The organism is Streptomyces sp. NPDC046915, from assembly GCF_040644935.1.
Taxonomy (GTDB): domain Bacteria; phylum Actinomycetota; class Actinomycetes; order Streptomycetales; family Streptomycetaceae; genus Streptomyces.
On the sequence record NZ_JBEYXB010000004.1, the window covers coordinates 439,463 to 459,624 of the forward strand.

General features: G+C 72.1%; 18 protein-coding genes. 6 read left to right on the forward strand and 12 right to left on the reverse strand.

From position 1 onward, the window contains the following. Position 1: 1 nt before the first annotated feature. The gene (locus tag ABZ915_RS13240) at positions 2-1,681 is read right to left on the reverse strand and encodes a rhamnogalacturonan lyase B N-terminal domain-containing protein (protein ID WP_361800553.1); all 1,680 of its coding nucleotides are present in this window, start codon (positions 1,679-1,681) and stop codon (positions 2-4) included. A 231-nt stretch (positions 1,682-1,912) separates the two neighbouring features. Between ABZ915_RS13240 and ABZ915_RS13245 the strand changes: the two genes are divergently transcribed. Both ABZ915_RS13245 and ABZ915_RS13250 read left to right on the forward strand, forming a co-directional pair. Further along, positions 1,913-2,926, forward strand: a complete 1,014-nt coding sequence (locus tag ABZ915_RS13245) for a rhamnogalacturonan acetylesterase (protein ID WP_361800994.1) — start codon at positions 1,913-1,915, stop codon at positions 2,924-2,926. Positions 2,927-2,992: 66 nt separating this feature from the next. After that, on the forward strand, positions 2,993-4,714 hold the full coding sequence (locus ABZ915_RS13250) for a DUF2264 domain-containing protein (protein ID WP_361800556.1): 1,722 nt from the start codon (positions 2,993-2,995) through the stop codon (positions 4,712-4,714). On the opposite strand, the gene ABZ915_RS13255 is transcribed toward ABZ915_RS13250, so the two are convergent. After that, complete coding sequence (locus ABZ915_RS13255; RefSeq protein WP_361800559.1) at positions 4,659-6,038, reverse strand: hypothetical protein; 1,380 nt, start codon at positions 6,036-6,038, stop codon at positions 4,659-4,661. The genes ABZ915_RS13250 and ABZ915_RS13255 overlap by 56 nt on opposite strands. A gap of 80 nt (positions 6,039-6,118) precedes the next feature. On the opposite strand from ABZ915_RS13255, the gene ABZ915_RS13260 reads away from it, so the two are divergent. The 4 genes from ABZ915_RS13260 to ABZ915_RS13275 all read left to right on the forward strand — a co-directional run bounded on the left by ABZ915_RS13260 (position 6,119) and on the right by ABZ915_RS13275 (position 8,338). Next, the gene (locus tag ABZ915_RS13260) at positions 6,119-6,487 is read left to right on the forward strand and encodes a VOC family protein (RefSeq protein WP_361800562.1); all 369 of its coding nucleotides are present in this window, start codon (positions 6,119-6,121) and stop codon (positions 6,485-6,487) included. A 73-nt stretch (positions 6,488-6,560) separates the two neighbouring features. Next, the gene (locus ABZ915_RS13265; RefSeq protein ID WP_361800565.1) at positions 6,561-7,043 is read left to right on the forward strand and encodes a hypothetical protein; all 483 of its coding nucleotides are present in this window, start codon (positions 6,561-6,563) and stop codon (positions 7,041-7,043) included. Continuing rightward, on the forward strand, positions 7,040-7,813 hold the full coding sequence (locus tag ABZ915_RS13270) for an isocitrate lyase/phosphoenolpyruvate mutase family protein (RefSeq protein ID WP_361800568.1): 774 nt from the start codon (positions 7,040-7,042) through the stop codon (positions 7,811-7,813). The genes ABZ915_RS13265 and ABZ915_RS13270 overlap by 4 nt, the downstream gene beginning before the upstream one ends. Before the next feature lie 99 nt (positions 7,814-7,912). Then, positions 7,913-8,338, forward strand: a complete 426-nt coding sequence (locus ABZ915_RS13275) for an NUDIX hydrolase (protein WP_361800571.1) — start codon at positions 7,913-7,915, stop codon at positions 8,336-8,338. Here ABZ915_RS13275 and ABZ915_RS13280 read toward each other — a convergent pair. The 10 genes from ABZ915_RS13280 to ABZ915_RS13325 all read right to left on the reverse strand — a co-directional run bounded on the left by ABZ915_RS13280 (position 8,325) and on the right by ABZ915_RS13325 (position 20,156). After that, complete coding sequence (locus ABZ915_RS13280; protein WP_361800574.1) at positions 8,325-9,053, reverse strand: hypothetical protein; 729 nt, start codon at positions 9,051-9,053, stop codon at positions 8,325-8,327. The two genes, ABZ915_RS13275 and ABZ915_RS13280, sit on opposite strands and share 14 nt — an antisense overlap. A 22-nt stretch (positions 9,054-9,075) precedes the next feature. After that, a complete protein-coding gene (locus ABZ915_RS13285; protein ID WP_361800577.1) occupies positions 9,076-10,461 on the reverse strand; it encodes a hypothetical protein in 1,386 nt (461 codons plus the stop codon). A gap of 53 nt (positions 10,462-10,514) precedes the next feature. Next, on the reverse strand, positions 10,515-11,225 hold the full coding sequence (locus ABZ915_RS13290; protein WP_361800580.1) for an alpha/beta hydrolase: 711 nt from the start codon (positions 11,223-11,225) through the stop codon (positions 10,515-10,517). Further along, the gene (locus ABZ915_RS13295; protein WP_361800583.1) at positions 11,218-11,802 is read right to left on the reverse strand and encodes a TetR-like C-terminal domain-containing protein; all 585 of its coding nucleotides are present in this window, start codon (positions 11,800-11,802) and stop codon (positions 11,218-11,220) included. The genes ABZ915_RS13290 and ABZ915_RS13295 overlap by 8 nt, the downstream gene beginning before the upstream one ends. Positions 11,803-11,848: 46 nt before the next feature. Further along, complete coding sequence (locus ABZ915_RS13300) at positions 11,849-13,171, reverse strand: jacalin-like lectin (RefSeq protein ID WP_361800997.1); 1,323 nt, start codon at positions 13,169-13,171, stop codon at positions 11,849-11,851. A 127-nt stretch (positions 13,172-13,298) separates the two neighbouring features. Further along, complete coding sequence (locus ABZ915_RS13305) at positions 13,299-14,468, reverse strand: MFS transporter (protein WP_361800586.1); 1,170 nt, start codon at positions 14,466-14,468, stop codon at positions 13,299-13,301. Then, positions 14,465-15,271, reverse strand: a complete 807-nt coding sequence (locus tag ABZ915_RS13310) for an ABC-2 family transporter protein (protein ID WP_361800589.1) — start codon at positions 15,269-15,271, stop codon at positions 14,465-14,467. Before ABZ915_RS13310 ends, ABZ915_RS13305 begins: the two co-directional genes overlap by 4 nt. Then, entirely contained in the window at positions 15,271-16,074 is an 804-nt protein-coding gene (locus ABZ915_RS13315; protein WP_361800592.1) for an ABC-2 family transporter protein, read from the reverse strand. Before ABZ915_RS13315 ends, ABZ915_RS13310 begins: the two co-directional genes overlap by 1 nt. A 1-nt stretch (position 16,075) precedes the next feature. Continuing rightward, entirely contained in the window at positions 16,076-17,080 is a 1,005-nt protein-coding gene (locus tag ABZ915_RS13320; protein ID WP_361801000.1) for an ATP-binding cassette domain-containing protein, read from the reverse strand. 187 nt (positions 17,081-17,267) lie between these two features. Beyond that, positions 17,268-20,156 (reverse strand): glycoside hydrolase family 2 TIM barrel-domain containing protein, encoded by a 2,889-nt coding sequence (locus ABZ915_RS13325; RefSeq protein ID WP_361800593.1) that lies wholly within the window; start codon positions 20,154-20,156, stop codon positions 17,268-17,270. Positions 20,157-20,162 lie beyond the last annotated feature (6 nt).

A 20,162-nucleotide genomic window follows, 5' to 3' on the forward strand; every position in this document is an offset into this window, starting at 1 on the left:
CTCACGCCAGCAGATCGATGGCGTCGACCGACGTGCCCGCGCTGAGATAGGACGTCGTCCCCGAACCGCTCACCACGTAGATCTTCAGGGTGTTGTAGGCACTGGTGTCCGTCTGCCAGGCGGACGCCGGGATGCTGTAGCTGAAGGTGTAGTTGTTGCCCCGGTACGAGCCCACGGTCAGCGACCGGGTGCTCGGCTGGGTGGGCGGGGAGGGGATGGCGGAGGTCCAGGTGTCGTTGACGACGACCTGGGGGCGGCCGTTGGCGTAGGCCGTCGTGACGCCGATGCGCAAGGTGTGCGCGGCGGCGGCCTGGGCGGCGGTCAGCTTGAAGTAGACGACGATGCCGCTGTTGACGTCCTTCCAGAGGTAGCACGGGAAGGCGGACGTCTCGCTGCCGCTGCCGATCACCACGTTGCCGGTCCAGGAGGCGGCCCGGACGTCGGAGGGGTGCGCGTACGTCATCAGGTCCGCGTTCTTGAAGCCGCCCGGGGAGCCGTTCCAGTCGCCGATCCGCCAGACGGCGGTGGCGTTGCCCGGGTCGTTGGAGGACGGGACGGCGATGGTGTTCAGGGTCGTCGTGGCGCCGGCGGACACCGTCACCGAGGTGCTGTACACAGCCAGCTCGCCTTTGTGGACGGTCAGCGTGTATGCACCGGGCAGTATGCCGCCGACCGAGAAGTAGCCGTCCGACGCCCGCGCCGACCCCCAGTACTGCGCCGCCGAGTTCGCGAGCCCCACGGTGTACGGGTACGCCGTGTTCCGCCCGGAGATGCCGACGCCCGCCACCCGGCCCCGGCCGCTCGCCGGCACGTATCCGGAGATGCCCAGCGAGTCCGCCCACGACGTGGTCAGGGTGCCCGGGAACAGCGACGAGGAGGGCGCCCCGCCGTCCGTGAAGGCGATGACGTACGGGCCCTGGAGGCCGTAGCGCTCGGACTCCGTCTGGTTCTCGCCGTAGTACAGGATCTCGTACAGGCCGCCGCCGTCCGCGCTCTGGTGGCGCAGCAGCGAGCGGTAGAACGGGCCGCCGGACGCCTTCTCGTGGTTGCTGCGGACGATCCACAGGCCGACGCCGCCCGTCGTCCAGCCGATGTAGTCGTAGTCCATCACCCGGAGCTTCGAGTAGTGCTTGGACCGCGTCTGCCCGTCGGACTTCGCGAACACGTCCGAGGCCTCGACGGTGCTGGTGGTGTACGTGTAGGAGTCGGGCTCGTCGTTGAGGAAGAGGCCCGCCTTGACGCGCACGATGTACCGGGTGGCGCTGACCGAGGAGTCCGCCTTGTCGGTCCACAGGTAGACGTTGTTCTCGCCGCTGCGGGCCGCGTAGTAGTGCTTCAGCGTGCCGAAGGCGACGGAGATCAGAATCGTCGTCCCCGACTGCTTGACGGTCACCGTGGAGGTGCCGAGGCCGGACTCCACGTGCGAGTTCTTGCCGCCGTAGCCCTGGTACTCGGTGCCGCGGTAGACCAGCGAGGTCAGGTCGCCGTTGGTCTTGCTGACCTTGAAGACCAGGCTGGCGCCGGTGTCGACGACGTAGTTGGAGCCGTCGTCGCTGTAGCCGAAACCTGCCGCGGCCGCGGGGGTCGCGAGCGGTCCGGCGAGGGCGGCCGAACCGGCGGCCGCGGCCGTGCCGAGGACGAAGGTGCGGCGTCCGACCGGCCTGTTCACGGATCCGGACATGGGGGTGCCTCCTTCGGAGATGTGGGGGTGCGGGTGTCAGGCAGAGTGACAGTTGAATCGATTTCGCGAAAGGGCTTTCACCGAGAGACACTTGGCAGTCCTGTGAAAAACACCTAAGGACTAGAAAGCGCTTGTGGAGAGCGATACGGTCCAGCCGCCAGGTATGTCGCCGGGACGGAGGAGCCAGGAGTGAGACGTTTCACCGGTGTGCGTACGGCCGCGCTGGCGGCCATGACGCTGACGGCCGTCCTGTCGGCCGCGCCCGCCCACGCCCACGACCGGCGACCACCCCTCGGCCTCGACAACTGCACCGCCACCGCCTGCCACTTCGACGTCCCGCCCGGCACCTACGACGTGAAGGTGGTCCTCGGCGGCGAGACGGCGTCCAGCACCGCCGTCACCGGCGAGACCCGGCGCTCCCTGCTCCCCGAGACCGCCGTCGCCGCCGGCCGGCACCTCACCCGCGCGTTCACCGTGAACGTCCGCACCCGCGAGGGCGAGCCGACCGGCCCCGCCGGAAACCCCGGCCTCGACCTGGCACTCGGCGGCTCGGCACCCGCCCTCGCCGGCATCAGGGTCACCCCCGCCCGGCACCCCCGCCAGATCCTCCTCGTCGGCGACTCCACGGTCTGCGACCAGCCCGCCGACCCGTACTCCGGCTGGGGCCAGCAACTCCCGCAGTACCTCGGCAAGGGCCTGTCCGTCGCCAACTACGCGGACTCCGGCGAAAGCACCGTCACCTATCTTCAGAACCCGCAACTGTGGGGCACCGTCCAGCCGTTGATCCGCCCCGGCGACCTGGTGCTGATCCAGTTGGCCCACAACGACAAGACGACGGATGAGACGACGTACCGGGGGAACCTGGAGACACTGGTGGCGGGCGTGCGCGAGAAGGGCGGTGAACCGGTCCTCGTCACCCCGATCGTGCGCCGCTGGTTCAACGCCGACGGCACCCTGAACAACGACACGGCCCTGTTGGTCAACGGCCTCGGCGTCAACCACCCGGAGGTGATCCGCCAGGTCGCCGCCGCCGAGGACGTCCCGCTGATCGACCTCACCGCGAAGACCAAGGCGCTGGTGGAGTCGCTGGGCGTGGAAGGCTCCAAGGCGCTGTACCTGTACAACGAGAAGAAGGACAACACGCACACCTCCGCACACGGTGCCACGGTCTACGCCGGCCTGGTCCGCGACGAACTCCTCGCCCAGCACCTGGTCCCGAAGGGCAAGGTGCGGGTGGGACAGTGACCCTGGGGCGCCCCGACCGGAACCGGGGCGTCCCAGGCCCCCTCCCCGGGCCCTGGAAGGAACCTGATGCACCTGCCCGCCGACGACCGCGCCCTCAGCCCTCGCACCGGTTACACCCGTGCGCACTGGGAGGCCGCCGCCGACGCCCTGCTCACCGCCGTGGAGCCGTACGCCACCCCCGACCGCGCCCTGTACCACCTGCCCGGCGAGCGCGCGAGCTGGTCGGGCCGCCTCTCCGACGGCCTGGAGGGGTACGCCCGCACCCTCCTGCTGGCCGCCTTCCGCCGTGACGAGACCGCGCTCGGCCGTTACGCCGAAGGCCTCGCCGCGGGCACCGCGGGCGTCTGGCCCCGCATCGAGGACCGCGGCCAGCCCCTGGTCGAGGCCGCCTCGATCGCGCTCGCACTGCGCCTGACCCGCCCGTTGCTGTGGGACCGCCTGGACGACGCCGTACGGCAGCGGGCGGCGGACTGGCTCGCCGGCGCGCTCACCGCCGAACCCTGGCCGTGCAACTGGGAGTTGTTCCCCGTCACCGTGGGCGGCTTCCTCGCGGAGACCGGCCACGAGCCCGACGCCGCCCGCAAGGCCGTCGACCACGGTCTGGAACGCATCGAGCAGTGGTACGTCGGCGACGGCTGGTACACCGACGGCGACGGCCGCAAGTTCGACTACTACAACGGCTGGGCCATGCACCTCTACCCGGTGCTCCACGCCTGGCTCGCCGACGATCCCGGCCTCCTCGACCTCTATGGCGGCCGCCTCGAAACCCATCTCGCCGACTACGCCCGCCTGTTCGGCGCCGACGGTGCCCCGATGCACCAGGGCCGCTCCCTCACCTACCGCTTCGCGACGACGGCCCCGCTGTGGCTGGGTGCGCTCACGGGCCGTACGCCGCTGGCGCCGGGAGAGACGCGGCGGCTGGCGTCGGGAGCGCTGAAGTACTTCCTGGACCGGGGAGCGGCCGACGACCGGGATCTGCTGAGCCTCGGCTGGCACGGCCCCGACGAGGCGGTCCTCCAGGGCTATTCGGGACCCGCGTCGCCGTACTGGGCGAGCAAGGGCTTCCTCGGCCTGCTGCTGCCCCCGGACCACGAGGTGTGGACGGCGGCCGAGGCGCCGGGCCCGGCGGAGCGCGCGGACGCGGTCACCCCGGTCGCCGCCCCCAACTGGCTGCTCCAGTCGACGCGTTCGGACGGCCTGGTCCGCCTGCACAACCACGGCAGCGAGGACGTCCGCTACGACCCGCACTACACGCGGCTCGCCTACTCCACCGTGACGGCACCCGCCGTCGCCCACGGCGACCGGCCGGACAACAGCGTGATCGTCGGCGACGACGCGAGCCGTACGGACATCGTGCCGCTGGGCGTCGGGGACGGCTGGGCCGCCTCCCGGCACACCGTCCGGGACGGGATCACGGTGATCAGCCTGGTGGTGGCCGAGGGAGCGGCCGAGGTGCGGGCGCACCTGGTGGCGGGCGCGGCTCCCGGGACACCGGTGCGGGTGACCGGCTGGCCGGCACCGGAGGGCGTACGGACCGAACTCGCCGCCGCCGTGGGGCTGTCGGAGGACCTCGAGGGCGTGACGGGCGAGGAGGCGACCCTGTTCGTCGCCCTGGCCCGCCTCAGTGCCGAGCTGGAACCCCCGCACCTCACGGGACTGGTCACCGTGGAGGTGCGGGGGAGTCATGAGCTGGTGGTCCGCTGGGCGGCGGGCCCGTCGAGGACCTTCCGGTTCACGGCGTCAGACGGGCGATCCGCAGGCTCGTCGTGGTCGGTGACGCCCCGGTGAGCTTGGTGCCGTAGGAGGGGGTGACCGGCGCGTAGGCCCAGGTGAGCGTCCCGTCCTTGAGGACCGCGACGTCCCCGGTGATCCGCGCGCTCACCACCTTGTCCGCGGACACGAATCTGCCGTTCCAGTCGACGAGACGCAGATGCGTGCCGGTGAACGTGCCGGTGCAGGTGCCGGCTGCGCACCTGGCGTTCTTCAGCGACTCCCAGGACAGCAGCAGCTTGTCCTTGCCGTACGGGGCGAGGTGCACGTTCACGTGCTCGGTGCCCTTGGTGTTCGACAGGTAGACCGCCTTGCCGGGGCCGGAGTCGCGGTTCTTGAGGAAGGCGATCGCCACCTGGTGGGTGGACGTCTTCGGCGTGACCGTCCAGCCGCGCCCGCTGGAGTCGTCCGGGTTCTTCTTCGCGGAGGCGGCGCCCCGGGAGGCGAAGGCGGTGGCGTAGCGGCCGGTGGCGGACTTCACGAGGTCGCCGGTGCGGCCGGGGAAGGTGCCCCCGCAGTACCCCGCCCAGCACTGCTCGCGCTGCACCACCGGAGCCACGTCCGGGGCGCCGATCCCGGTGGAGACGAACAGGCCCGAACGCCAGTCGTCGAAGCAGAGGGAGGTGAAGGCGCCGGAGGTCTCCGCGTGCAGCGCTATGCCCTCGTTGTGGCTGCACCCCCAGCTCCAGCCGCCGCTCAGCCTGGCGCCCTTGGCGCTGACGTACGACAGCTTGTCGCCGTAGTGCCCGTCGGCGAAGCCGCCCGCTCCGTGCACCACGAAGTAGGCGCCGTACTTGCTGCCGTTCCAGGTCAACTGGCCGTCCAGCAGCGGGGCGGTGTCGTGGGAGGCGGTGCTGGTGAGCTTGGTCGTCCAGCTCTTCGCGCCGCCCTTGTAGCGGACGATCGCGGCGGCCGTCTCATGCCACTTGTTGGTGTCGGCGACGCGGGTGAGCAGCGCGAAGCCGTCGTTGTGCGCGACCAGCCCGCCGACCTCCTTGGCGCCCTTGACGACCGTGTCCGCGCCCGAGCGCTTCCCGGCCGAGGTCAGCGGGGTGACGTGGATGCCGTTCGCTGCGGGCCAGGCCACACGCAGCGTCCCGTCGGGCGCGACCGCGGTGGCGGTGCGGTTCCACTCCCGGGTGTCGTTGTAACCCGCTGACAGATAGGGGTACTTGGCCGACAGGCTGACCTTTGTGCTGGTGACGGTGAGGGAGGTCGTCGCCGCCCCGGCGGTCGCGTACCACGCGCCGGCGAGCAGCCCGGCCGCCGCCAGCGCGCCGATCGCGGGCTTGCGGGCCGCGCGTACCCGGCGGTGGCGTGTCGTGCGTCGTGCAGATGTCATGACCCCGGGTCGCCGCCGGATGCGGGAAGGTTGCCGAAATTCCGTCACCCTTTTCTCGGACATCCACAAGAATCACGTCCATGACTTCCAAGATCCGTCACATCACGGTCGACTGCGCCGACGCCTACGCGCTCGCCACCTTCTGGTCCCAGGTCCTGGAACTGCCCGTGCACGACGACGACCACCCGGGTGACCCGGAGGCGCTGATCGAGGGCGCGGGCCTGCTCTTCGTCACCGTGCCGGAGGCCAAGACCGTCAAGAACCGCGTCCACCTGGACCTCCAGCCGCAGGACCGCACCCGAGACGAGGAGGTCCAGCGGCTGCTCGCGCTCGGCGCCACGCTGGTCGCCGACCACCGCAGGCCGGACGGCACCGGCTGGGCGCTCCTGGCCGACCCGGAGGGCAACGAGTTCTGCGTGGAGCGCAGCGCGGGGGAACGCGCCCAGTAGGAGCGGTACGGCGCGGGCACCTGGCGCGCACACTTCGGCCGCGACCGAAGTGATCCGCGCCTAGCGTCGAAGCATGACCGACACCGCACCTGTCACGACGTCCGTCACCGCACCCGCCACCCCCGCCCGGCACGTCACCGCCATGGTCGACCACGTCCTCGCCCTGGCCGCCACCTGGACCGCCTGGGACGGCATCCCCGCCCCCGTCGACGACCGCGTCTACACCCCGCACAAGGCGATCCGCCGGGTGGCCGACCACCTGGTCGACCACCTGGCGGAACTGGAGTCCCGGCTGGCGGGTGCGGAGCCCCAGCCCGACCACTGGCACGCCTCCGCGATCACCACCACCGCCGATCTCGCGCCCTTCACCGCCGAGGACCTCGACGAGGCCCGCAGCCGCCTCACCCGCCTCGCCCGCATCTGGGCACACCGCCTGGACGCGCTGACCGAGGAGCAGCTCGACGCCTCGCCCGGCGAGGGCTGGAGCTTCGGCGAACTCGCCCGCCACCTGAACGGCTCCACCTACTACGCCGACGCCGTGGGAGACCTGTCATGACGGCCGTGCCAGGCAGGACAGGGTTCGCCGATCTGCACCGTCCGGGCGCGCCCCTGCTCCTGCCGAACGCCTGGGACCACGCCTCGGCGGCGGCCCTCGCGGCCCAGGGCTACGCCGCGATCGGCACGACCAGCCTCGCCGTCGCGGCGGCGGTGGGGCTGCCCGACGGCGCCGCCGCGACCCGAGAGCACACCCTGCGGCTCGCCCGCACCCTCGGCACCGGGCCGTTCCTGCTGTCCGTGGACGCGGAGGGCGGCTTCAGCGACGACCCGGACCAGGTGGGGGAGTTGGCGCGGGAACTGTGGGCCGTCGGCGCCGTGGGGATCAACCTGGAGGACGGCAACGGCCCGGTGGACCGGCACGCGGCGAAGATCGCGGCGGCGAGGTCGGCCGCGCCCGGCCTCTTCGTGAACGCGCGTACGGACACGTACTGGCTGGCCGACGGGGAGGGCACGCTGCCGCGCCTGGACGCCTACCGACAGGCCGGTGCGGACGGCGTGTTCGTCCCCGGCCTGACCGACCCGGAGCGGATCACCGCCCTGGTACGGCACCTCGACGTCCCCCTCAACATCCTCTACTCACCGTCCGGGCCCACCGTCGCCCGCCTCGCCGAACTCGGGGTGAGCCGGATCAGCCTCGGTTCCCTGCTCTACCGCCGCGCGCTGGGCGCCGCGCTGGACGCGATGGCCGACATCGCGGGCGGGCGCACACCGCCGGGGACGACGCCCTCGTACGACGCCGTACAGGCGCTGGGGCGCCGGCCGGACTGAGAGCGACGGCACAGCCCCGTTCGCCCGGTCCTGGTACCGTGGACGCTTTCCGGGGTATCAGACCCTGTGGACTCATCACCGGCGAGGGACCGAGGAACCATGGACATGGAGATCCCCGGCGAGAGGCGACTGGCGGCCGCCGTCGTGATGGACGAGCAAGGGCGGGTGCTCCTGGTGCGCCGCAGCGAGCGGGAGCGGTTCCTGCCGCGGGTGTGGGGCGTGCCGTGCGGGAAGCTGGAGCCGGGCGAGAGCCCGGGGGACGCCGCCCTGCGCGAGCTGAAGGAGGAGACCGGGCTGCTCGGTGAGGTGGTCCGCCGGGTCGGCGAGTCGTCCTTCGTCAGCGACTATCGCGGGCACGAGGTCAAGAACTGGCAGGCCAACTTCCTGGTCAGGCCGCTCACCCGGCTCGTCACGCTGCCCGAGGCCGACCAGGCGTACGCCTGGCTGACACCGGACGCGCTGCCCACGGTCGACGTCGACGACTACAACCTCGACGTCGTGCGCCAGGCCCTCACGAACTCCTGAGCAGCTCCGCGAGATCGCTCAACGCGGCCAGGTAGCCGCCCACGTCCAACGGCACCTTGGGCACCGCCCCCGGGTGCGGACCGGCGGCCGTGAACACATCGGTGTGGCGCCGCCGTCCGGCGCCCGTCTCCAGGAACAGCGTCACCGTCGGCGCGTCCGTGTCGCACCAGGCGCGGTGCAGGGTGTGCGCGGGCAGCGCGTACGAACTGCCCGCCGCGTACTGCCCCACGTGCGTCAGCCGCAGCCGGGCCCGCCCGGCCGGCTGTAGCAGCCAGTCGGCCGACCGGTCCGCGAGGGATTCCACGTAACGGTCGGCACCGATCCCGTCCTCGTCCGCTCCGGCCTCGTACAGCTCCATCGCGAGCCTGCCCCGCACGATGTGGGAGGCCAGCGGCGAACGGTGGTTGTGCACGTCCTCCTCGCCGGGGCCGGCCGCCGACGGATGCCACACGTGGGCGCGTAACTTGTGCCGGGGGCCGCCGTCGATCAGCAGCAGCTTGTCGAAGCCGAGGACGTGCCGGTACGACAGGCCGGCGCAGCCCTCCGGATCGCCCTCGCCCGAGGCGAGTTCGGCGACCAGCTCCAACAGCCGCTCGTGCGAACCGAGTTCGGCGACCACCGCGCGGGCGGCGGCCACCGTGGCGTGCTCGGTCAGCTCACCGTCCAGCGTCTCGGTCAGCAGCCGCCGTGCCGCCAGGACCTGCCGACCGCCCATGCACACCCCACTTCGCCAACGGTCACTCGACCGGCTGATACATCCATACGGCATGCGCCCGCAGCGCCGAAAGCCCTTGATACGTCATCCACATGGGCCGGCGCAGCTCGGTGCCGTCGCCCCGGCCCCAGCTCCAGATGCCGCCCGACTGCCCGGCCCACACGGCGCCGACCGCGCCGTCCAGCCGCTCCCGCCACTGCACCTGGAGCCCGTCCGCACGGGCCACCTCACGGGCGCCCGGGGTGAGCAGGGCACGCACCATCCAGGACGCGGTGAAGTGCCGTACGTTCAGCACCTCCTGCCGGGTGGGATCGTCGGTGCGCGTCCGGCGGACCTCCTCGCGCAGGTTCTCCACGTCCAGGCAGGCGTGGTGCGGCGCGTCCGGGCAGGCCAGCAGCCAGCGCACCCCGTCCTGGCGGGCCGCCCGCGCCCCCGCCGTCTCACCGAGCACCCGGGCCGCCCGGTCCAGGGCGACCACCGCCTGCGCGGTGTGCAGCGGCGACGGCGGGCCGTACGGCGGGTGGAGCCGGTAGCCCCAGCAGCGCAGGTGCTCGCGGCGCTCGTCGTCGATCGCGCCGTCCACCAGGGCCTCCCGCAGCGGCGGCAGCAGCGCCGAGCGGGGCGCCGCGCGTAGCAGCCCGCGCAGTACGGTCGTCACGACGTGCGTGGACTCCCGCCCGGCCGGGTCGAGTTCGCGGGTGAACGCGGCGACGCACCGGGCGACCTCCGCGGCGAGCCGCTCACCGGAGGAGCCCGTCCGGGCCAGCGCGCCCAGCACCAGCGCCGTCACCTCCGGACGCGCCTGAGAGCCCTGCGAGCGCGCCGACCAGCCACCGCCGGGCAGCCTGAGGCGCCACAGCGTGTCCACCAGGTCGCCGGTGCTCAGCCGCCCGTCCGGCACACCCAGGTCGAGCATGATGTGCAGGCCGTACGCGGTGCCGACGGGCGTGGGCGGCCACGGGGTGGTCTCGCCCAGCGAGTGCGTCCAGCCGGTCAGCCGCCCGCGGGCCGGGTCGTCGACCACCTTCACCTGGTCGACCAGCGTCTCGTACGCGGCGGCGAACACCCCGGGCAGCGGACCGGAAGCGGCGGTCGCCGCCCGCACGGTCACCGGGACGGCCCGGCCCGCCCGGCCGGAGCGCGCCCTCAGCAGGGCCGCCGCCAGCCAGGCCGCGAGCCCCGTACCGACCCCGCTCACCCCGGAGACCAGCCACTTGGCGAGTTCCCCGCCGAGGGAGTCGGGCAGCACCCCGAACAGGAACTGGAACATCCCGTACCCGGCGGCCGCACAGCCCAGGCTGCCCAGCCAGCCGACGAAACGCGCCGGGGGCGTGCCGGTGCCGTCCGGGGGCACGGGGGCGGCGCCGGGAGATCTCAACGGCCCGCGTCCGACCTGCTGTTGGGACAAGGCGCGCTCCCTCCCCCAGGGCGGCGGCACGTGGCACCCGCGAAGCTTCCAGTCTAAGTGGTCAGCGGTGCCCCTGGGGCGTCCGCCGGAATCAGTGTTTCCGCGACCCGGTCGGCGAACGCCTCGGGATGTTCGAGCGCGCCGAGGTGGCCGCCCGGGAACTCGGTGAAGGCGCCGCCGGTGCGCTCGGCCACCGACACGGCGGCCTCGTACAGGACGTGCCCTCGGGAGCCGGTCCCGGCGGCCACCGTGAGACGGCCGGGGGAGGCGGTGAAGGCCGGCGCGTACGAGGTGAACGGCTCGAGGACGTGGGCGAGGAACACCGCCATGGGTCCTTCGGCCGAGGCCTGACCGGCCCGCAACCCCTCGATCAGCCGGGCCCGTTGCTCCGTACCGTCCGGCAGCAGCGTCACGCACGGCGGCTCGTGCGCCACCACGTGCCGCAGCCTCCCGGGATGCCGGGCGAGCAGGTCGAGGACCGCGATCCCGCCGGAGCTGGTCCCGAGGACGTACGCGGACTCGTCCGCCGCGAGCACCTCCTCCAGCACCGCGTGCGCCCCCTCGCTCCAGTCCGCCGGCCACTGGTCGGCGACCGGCGAGCCGAGCCGTCCGTGGGCGAGGCCGAGCGGGTCGTACATCACCACCGTGAACCGCTCGGCCAGCCGTTCGGTGACCGGGCCGAGCCCCATCGGATGCCCGGCCCCGCCGGGGACGACGAGCAGGACGGGCCCGCTGCCGGTGACGTCGTAGTGCGGCTCAGTCATGGCTGTTCCTCTCCCGTGGCCAGTGCGTGAGGGCGACGTGCAGGGCGTCGATCGCCCTGTCCCAGGAGGTCTGTACGTCACGGGAGGCGCCGAAGCCGCCGGCGGACTCCAGGGCGCAGTAGCCGTGGAAGGTGCTGCGCAGCAGGCGTACGGCGTCGGTGAGGTCGGGCTCGTCGAGGCCGTAGGCGCGCAGCATGCCGTAGGTGACCTCGGCGGTGCGGCGCATGGCGGGGGAGTCGGCGACGAGGTCCTGGTCGATGCGGATCTGGGTGGCCGCGTACCGGCCGGGCCGTTCGAGGGCGTACTCCCGGTACGCCCCCGCGAAGGCGGCCAGCGCCTCCTTGCCGGCCCGGCCGGCCACGGCCGCCGCGATCCGGTCGACCAGCTCGCCGCCCGCGAACAGCGCGAGCCGGGTGCGCAGGTCCTGCATGTTCCTGACATGCGAGTACAGGCTCGCGTCCTTCACGCCGAAGCGGCGGGCCAGCGCCGACAGGGTGAGGTTCTCGAACCCCGCCTCGTCGGCGAGCTCGGCCGCCGCCGCCACCAGGCGGTCGGCGGTGAGTCCGACGCGAGCCATACGACACCTCCTAGGTTGCCTAGGTGCAATCCTAGGGCATCTAGGTTCAGCCGATCGGCGCGTACAGGACGCCCAGCTTGTCGATCTCGTCGCCGGAGCGGCCGGTGAAGCCGACGATCTGCCAGCCGGACGGGGCCGTGAACGTGGTGGCGTCGGTGGTCGCCGTGCCGGCGGAGAGGCTGCGGCCCTTGTCCGTCGTGAACGCGGCGGAGAAGATCCGGGTGCGGCTGTCCTTCTGGCCCTCGGTCAGCTTCACGGAGGTGAGGTGTTCGCCGGAGGCGAGGGTCAGGGAGGCCGCCGTGCCGCCCGTACCGCCGTGGGACAGGGTCGTACCGCCGTCGTGGGTCAGGGACACCGCGTCCAGGCGGGCGCTGCCGCGCAGGGTCAGGGTGCGGGGGGAGACCGTGGCCGGCAGGTCGTCGGCGTCGTTGAAGGCCGTGCCGTGCGGACCTCCGAAGAAGTCGCCGGCCCGCAGCTTGGAGTTGAGGGTGTAGGAGAAGCCGACGGTGTGCGGGAAGTGGTCGGAGAGGTTGCCGCCGGAGGAGTCCAGGAAGGACGCCCATTCGTCGTTGTAGCGGGTGGCGGAGAGGGAGACGAGGTTGCTGCCGCGGTAGAGGACCTTGTCCACGACCTCGCAGTCGTTCGGCGGGGCCGAGGTCGGGCACAGCAGCGGGTCCGCGCCCTGCGCCGGGGCCGTACCGCCCTTGATCAGCTTCACCCACGCGTCCGTCAGGCCGTTGTCGTCGACCAGCGTGCGGATGTTGTCGCCGGTGCGCGTGTAGCGGGTGTTGGTGTCACCCATGACGATGACGGCGTTGCCCGCTGAGTTGGCCTGGATGAAGGCGGAGAGCTGCGCGATGTTGGCGCGGCGGGCGGCGAGGGCGTCGTCGGTGTCGTCCGCGTTGGGGTGGGCGTTGTAGAGGTCGACGTAGACGCCCTCGGCCAGCCGCACCCGGGCAAGTGTGAAGCCCTTCGGGGTCAGGCAGTTGGTGCCCGTGCAGTCGTTCCACTTGACGCGCTCGAAGTCGTCGAAGGGGTAGCGGGACAGGGTGTTGAGACCGTCGCCGATGCCCGCGCCGCCGCTGGTGGCGGTGCGGTAGGGGTGGTTGTCGCCCGCGTACAGGGCTGCGTGGTAGTTGAAGTCCTCCTGCACGTTCACGATGTCGTAGGGCGCCAACCGTGGCGATATCAACGGGGTGTTGGTCGCCGGGTGGCTGGAGCTGAGGCCTTCGGGGAGGCCGGCCACGTTGTAGGTCAGCACGTTGAAGCTGCCGGAGGCGGCGGTCTCCGCCTGCGCGGTGCCGGCGGAGGCGGAGAGTCCGGCGAGGGCGAGCGCGCCCGCCGCGAGGGTGCCGAGGAGTTGTCTCATGGGTCGCATGAGGCCCATGTTCATGTCAACGGGCCTGATTTTGAAGGGTAGTTGAGAAAACTGTTCAACATTAATGCGTGGCCTGTGAGTTGACTGGCCGCTTCGGGTGGCGGCAGAGGCGTGCCGGTCATGCCGGGACTCTCGCCCGCCCCGCCAGCAGCGCGGCGCCCGCCCCCGCCACCACCAGCGCGCCGAGCGCCACCCGCAGGCTCGTCGCCGCGGCGAGCAGCCCCACCGCAGGGCCGGCGAGCAGGAAGCCCGGCCACTGGCCGATCGTGACGACCGAGAGGGCCTCGCCGGCCGGCATCCCGGGCTGCCGCCCCGCCAGCGCGATCACGCCGGGCAGCGCGCAGGCGATGCCCAGACCCACCACCGTGAACCCGGCCAGCGCGGTCACCAGGCCCGGGTGGACCACGGGCAGCGTCGCGCCCACCGCCGCCGTCAGCAGGGTCAGGCGGAGAAAGACACGACGGCCCAGCCGGGCCACGAACCGGTCGCCCAGCAGCCGGGCGACGAGGATCGCGACGGAGAAGCAGGTGTACGTCGCCGCGCCGAGCGCCGATCCCTCGCGCAGGTAGTCGGCCGTATACACCGAACTCCACTGGGACGCGGCCCCCTCGATGAAGCAACCGAGGAACGCGACGCCGGCCAGCAGCAGCAACTGCGGGGTGAAACGGCGCCTGAGCGGGCGCCGCGCTTCCTTCACCCTGTCGTCAGTGCCGTCCCTCTCGTCCGGCAGTCCGCCGCCCAGCGCCATCAGCAGCGCGCCGAGCACCCCGCTGCTCACCGCCATCTGCACGCCCGGCGACACACCGGTGGCCGCCGCGAGCGTGCCCAGCGCGCCGCCCGCCAGCACCCCGCAGCTGTACGAGGCGTGGAAACCGGACAGCAGGGGGCGGCCGGCCCGCCGTTCCACCGCGACCGCGAGGGCGTTGACCGGAGTCGCGAGGAAGGTCGCCGCCAGCCCCCACACAGCGAGGCCCGCCACCAGCGCCGGTACGGTCGACGCGCCCGCCAGCAGGGGCGCGTTGACCAGCACCAGGGTGGCCGCCGCGAGGCTCAGCGTGCGGTTGCCGACCCGGCCGATCAGGACCGTGACCAGTGCCAGCGCCACCACGTCCCCGGCCGCCGAGGAACTGCTCACCAGCCCCCACCGGGCGGAGTCCAGGCCCACCGCGTCCCGGATCGCGGGGATCCGGGCCATCCAGCCGCCCTGCGTGCCGCCGAGGACGACGAAGACCAGACCGACCGCGAGCCGGGTCCGTAAGCCGGACGACGTGTCCGCGACCGCCGTCATCCGTTCACCCCCGTGTAGTGATCGAGGCTGAACCGCCACAGCAGCCGGGACAGCAGGTACGCGACCGCGCCGAGCAGCGGTGACGCGGCGGCCAGCCAGTACGGGGCCCCGGCGTGGTGGCCGTGGCCCGTGAGCACCGCCGCCGGGAAGTAGGCGACGAACGCGAGCGGCAGGCCGTAGGTCAGGAAACCGCCCACCACCTTCGGCAGGACGTTCAGCGGGTAGCTGCCGAAGGTGCCGAGCAGCTCCTCCAGCCAGCGGCCCCAGTAGCCGGCCGCCGGAAAGCGCAGCGAGGCGGCGGCGACCACGGTGAACAGGGCCGCCTCCAGGAGCATTCCGCCGAGGACGGCCGCGATCAGGTAGGTGATCCGGCCGGCCGTCCAGTCCAGATGGCTGCGGCCCAGCGCGCCCGCCATCAGGCCCGCGGCCACCGTCAGGTCGCCGATGGCGTTGGTGGGGAAGAACTGGAGCTGGACCTGGCGGTGGACCGGCATCGGCCGCAGCAGATACCCGTCGATCTTCCCCTCCTGGATGTGCCGGCCCAGGCCGTGCACGCGGCCCAGGAACAGCACGAACAGCCCGTGCGCCAGCATGCGGGTCGCCGGGATGAGCAGGACGTCGGAGCTGTCCCAGCCGCCCATGCCGGTGAACCGGGTCAGCAGCACCGTCGCGAAGACGATCACCGACACCTGCCAGATCGCCCCGATCGCGATCATCATCAGGAACTCGGTGCGGTACTCCAGCTGGGCGCGGAAGTTGAGACGCGTGACGCGCCAGGCGATCCGGACGGCGTTCACGGGCATCAGCCTCCCTGCGAGACGACACGGCGGCCGGCCCGCCGCCACAGGAACCGGGTCAGGAACCGCAGGGCCACCACCCAGACCGCCTGGACGGCGAGTTGGGCACCCGCGTCCGCGAGCGGGATGCGGCCCACGTACAGCGACAGCGGCACGCTCAGCGTGGCCTGGAAGGGCAGGAAGCCGCTCAGCACCACGAACCAGTGCGGGAAGAACCACAGCGGCGCGTACACCCCGGACAGCAGGTTCTGCGCGAAGATCAGGATGAGGATGGCGGCGTCGTTGCGCAGCGTCCAGAAGCACAACTGGTCGATGAGCAGCATGACGTAGTGCAGCACCCACTGCCCGAGCAGCAGGCTGAACGCGAACACTCCGGCGACGGCGGCCGACTCGGGCGGCGCGACCACGCCGGCCGCCAGGCAGATCACGTATCCGGCGAACGCCCAGGCGAAGCCGTACAGTTGCTCGCCCAGGGCGCGCAGCGCGTAGTAGCGGTGGGGCGGCAGCGGACGCAGGTACCAGTACACGATCGTGCCGTAGTGCAGATGCTGGACGACCGTGTCCCGGGCCGCGTACTGGTCCAGCTCCCGCAGCCGGGAGGCGAGTACGGCCAGCACGGCGTAGGTCACCGCCTGGTCCCGGGAGAGCCCGGCCGTCGTACCGGTGTGCGCGTACAGGCCGCGCCACAGGGACGCCACCAGCACCACCTGGACGGTCAGCCGCAGCAGGGCGGCCGTGACGCGGGGCGGGGTGTACAGCTCGCCGAGCGGGGTGACGCGGGCGGCGCGCCAGGCGACGGGGAGGGCCATGTCACACCGCCTCGGCGTGCACGTAGGCGGCCCGCATGACGTCCTCCAGATCGGCCTCGTCGAGGGCGATGTCCGTCACCTCGTACCGCTCGACGACCAGCTTCAGCGCCTGGTGCACCGTCGGCGCGGCGGAGCCCTCGGGCCCCTCGGGGCCGAAGACCACCTGCGGGCCCTCGCGCCGCACCACCGCGATGCCCGGCAGCGGCAGGATCTCGGCGTGCGGGTCCGCGAGCGTCACCCGCACCTGCCACGTCGAGCCGAACTTCCGGCGGATCTCGTCCAGCGTGCCGTCCAGTACCAGCCGCCCGTGGTTGACCAGCACCACCCGCTCCGCGAGCCGCTCCACCTCGGTCATGTCGTGCGTGGTCAGCAGCACGGTACGGCCGCGCTCGGCGACCTGGTACCGCAGGAACTCGCGGACCTGCTCCTTGACCACCACGTCCATGCCGATGGTCGGCTCGTCGAGGAAGACGACCGGCGGATCGTGCAGCAGCGCGGCCGCCAGGTCGCAGCGCACCCGCTGTCCCAGGGAGAGATGGCGCACCCGGGTGTCCCAGAAGGAGGACAGGTCCAGCAGCTCGTCGAACTCCCTCAGCCGTACGGCGTGTTCGGCCTTCGGGACCTCGTAGATGTCCCGCAGGATCGCGAACGACTCCCGCACCGGCAGGTCCCACCACAGCTGGGTGCGCTGCCCGAACACCGCCCCGATGTTGCGGGCGTTGCGCTCGCGTTCCTCGTACGGCACCACGCCCGCGACGCGCGCCTCGCCGGCGGTCGGGGTGAGGATGCCGGTCAGCATCTTGATGGTGGTGGACTTGCCCGCGCCGTTCGGGCCGAGCAGGGCGAGGAGTTCACCCGGGGCCACGTCGAAGGAGATGTCGGCGACGGCGTGCTTGGCCACGCGCTCGGGGTTGACCAGGGACCTCAGGGCGCCCGCGAAACCGGGGCGGCGGACGGTGGTGTGGAAGGTGCGGGAGAGGCCGCGAACCTCGATGTTACCGGTCACATTCATGGCCAGACATGTCTCCTTCGGCAACCGGGACGGACGGGACGGAAGGGGGGACGGAAGACGGGATGGAACAAGCCCACACCCGCGTACGTCACCTGCGCCACTTCTTTTACGGGCGCGTGGTCGTACGCGGGCGTGGGGTCGTGCGCGGGCGCAGGGTTCTGCGCCGGATTCCGCGGGTTCGTCAGGATCCAGCCGGTCCGCCTGCCGCGGAGAAGACGAACGAGAACTCGGCGGGGCGGGCGAGCAGGTAGTACTGCGGGAGCGGGCCCGGGCCGCAGGACTGCGAGCCGATGCCGTGCTGGCCGTGGTCGAGGTTGACCCACACCGTCTCACCCGGGGTGAGGTCGGTGCGGTGGGCGGCGGCGTCCAACTGCTCGGTGGTCCAGCGCCGGGCGGTCAACCCGAAGGCCGGGTCGCCCTCGATGTGCAGTCCGCCGAGTTCCGCCCAGCGGACGTCGGCGCGGGCGCCGTTCTCCTGCGGACGGACATACGGTGTTTGCATACCGTCGACCGCCGACTGCCAGCGGCCGACCATCGACGCCGCCCGGGTGTCCGGATACGCCTCGCCGGGACCGCCACCGAACCAGGTCACCGCGTCGGTGTCCGCGCCGGACAGCCCGAAGCGGATGCCGAGCCGGGGCAGCGGCACCGTCCAGTCGCCTTCCGGTGTCACGGACACGGTCAGCTGTAGACGGTCTCCGTCGGACGTCCACCGGTACACCGTCGACAGCCCCACTTCCCAGGCGGCCGGTGCCACCCGGGTGCGCACGGTGAGCGCGCCGTCGCCGGCCTCCACCGCGTCGAGGCGGTGCCGCATGCGGTGCAGCCCGAACTTGCGCCACAGTTGGCCGTAGCGGATGTCCGTCTGCCAGGCCGCGCCGTCGTCGTTGTCGGTGGTCGCCCGCCACACGTCGAGGCGCAGACCGGTGACCTCCACCCCGCCCACCGACCGCAGCGCCCCGGTGCGGGCGTCGAAGGAGCCCGGGCCCAGGGTGATCAGCCGGTCGCCGGGCACCGGTCCGGCGGTCGCGGCGACGGACGGCACCTGCCGTGCGGAGACGGGGGACTGTCCCCACCCGACGACATGGCCCTTCGGCCCCCACGCCGTGTCGGCGGCGAGCAACGCCCGTACCGTCCACTGCGTCTCACCGCCTCCGGCCGCGGGCGGCTCGGGCAGCTTCACGTCGGCCAACTCGCCGGGCGCGAGCACCGGCACGGACAACGAGCCCGACTCGACCGTCTCGCCGTCCACCTGGAACGACCACTCGAAGGCCAGCGCGGACAGATCGGCGAAGTCGTAGCCGTTGGTGATCCGTACCGTCCCGTCGGCGAGGTCGCCCTCGATCCGGACCGGCTCGATCACCTTCTTGTACTCGACCAGACCGGGGGAGGGCCGCCGGTCGGGGAAGAGCAGCCCGTCGCAGACGAAGTTGCCGTCGTGCAGCTCCTCGCCGAAGTCGCCGCCGTACGCGAAGCCGTACCGCTCGTCCTTGACGCCGTGGTCGATCCACTCCCAGATGAAGCCGCCCTGGAGCCGGTCGTACGTCTCGAACAGCCGCTGGTAGTCGCCGATGCCGCCGGGGCCGTTGCCCATGGCGTGGCCGTACTCGCAGAGGATGAAGGGGAGTTCGCGGCGCTTGTGCGTGCCGCCGTCCAGCTCCTTGCCGATCTCCTCGACCTCCGCGTGACTGGCGTACATCCGTGAGTACATGTCCGTGTCACGGCAGTCGATGTCGCCCTCGTAGTGCACGAGCCGCGAGGAGTCCCGGCCGTGGATCCACTCGGCCATGGCGGTGAGGCCGCGGCCGGTGCCCGCCTCGTTGCCGAGGGACCAGATGACGACGGACGGGTGGTTCTTGTCGCGCTCGACCATGCGGGCGGCGCGGTCCAGCAGCGCCGGCTTCCAGCGGTCGTCGTCGACGGGGTTGTCCCGCCACTCCTGCTCGGTGAAGCCGTGGGTCTCCAGGTCGCACTCGTCGATCACCCACAGCCCGTACTCGTCGCACAGGTCCAGGAAGGCCGGGTGCGGCGGGTAATGGGCGGTGCGGACGGCGTTGATGTTGTGCCGCTTCATCAGCAGCACGTCCTCGCGCATGGTCTCCAGGTCGAGGGCGCGGCCCTTCTCCGGGTGCCATTCGTGCCGGTTGACGCCCTTGAACAGGACCGCCTTTCCGTTGACCTTGATCAGGCCGTCGGCCAGTTCGACCGTGCGGAAGCCGATGCGCAGCGGCACCCGCTCGCCCTCGGTGGCGAGCACCCCGTCGTACAGCTTCGGGGTCTCCGCCGACCACGGCTCGACCGGCACCGTCACCGACTCACCGGTCGCGACGTCGATGCCGAGGTCCGGCACGGTGACCCGGCCGTCCACGTCGGAGTCGACGCGCAGGGTGCCCACCTTGCCGACGTGGTCGTAGGAGGCGTGGACGAAGTGGTCCAGGACGGCACCGGCCGGTCGGTGCAGCAGGGTGACGTCACGGAAGATGCCGGGCAGCCACCACTGGTCCTGGTCCTCCAGGTACGAGCCCGCCGACCACTGGTGGACACGGACGGCCAGTACGTTGCCGACCGTCTTCAGCAGATGGCCGACCGCGAACTCGTGCGGCAGCCGGGACCCCTTGAACTCGCCGATGTCCGTGCCGTTCAGCCAGACCCGGGCGCAGGACTCCACGCCGTCGAAGCGGAGTACCGCGCCGCCCTCCTCCAGGTCCCAGTCCTCGGGCAGGTCGAAGACGCGCAGATGGTCGCCGGTCGGGTTCTCGGTCGGCACGCGCGGCGGGTCGACCGGGAACGGGTACAGATGGTTGGTGTAGGCGGGGGATCCGAAGATGCCCCCGCCCTGGAGCACCCAGTGGCCCGGGACCGACACCTCCGCCCAGCCGTCGGCGTCGTACCCCGGCTCGGCGAACGCGTCGTCCTCTGCGTCCGCCGTCGCCGACAGCCGGAACCGCCAACTGCCGTTCAGGGAAAGGTTTCTCGCGTCCGAAGTGGCATACCGGGCGCGGGGCGGCAGCGCCCCGTCACCGGGTGAGACGTCCTCGACGTAGTCGACGGCTGTGGTGCGGAAAGTCATCGGTCT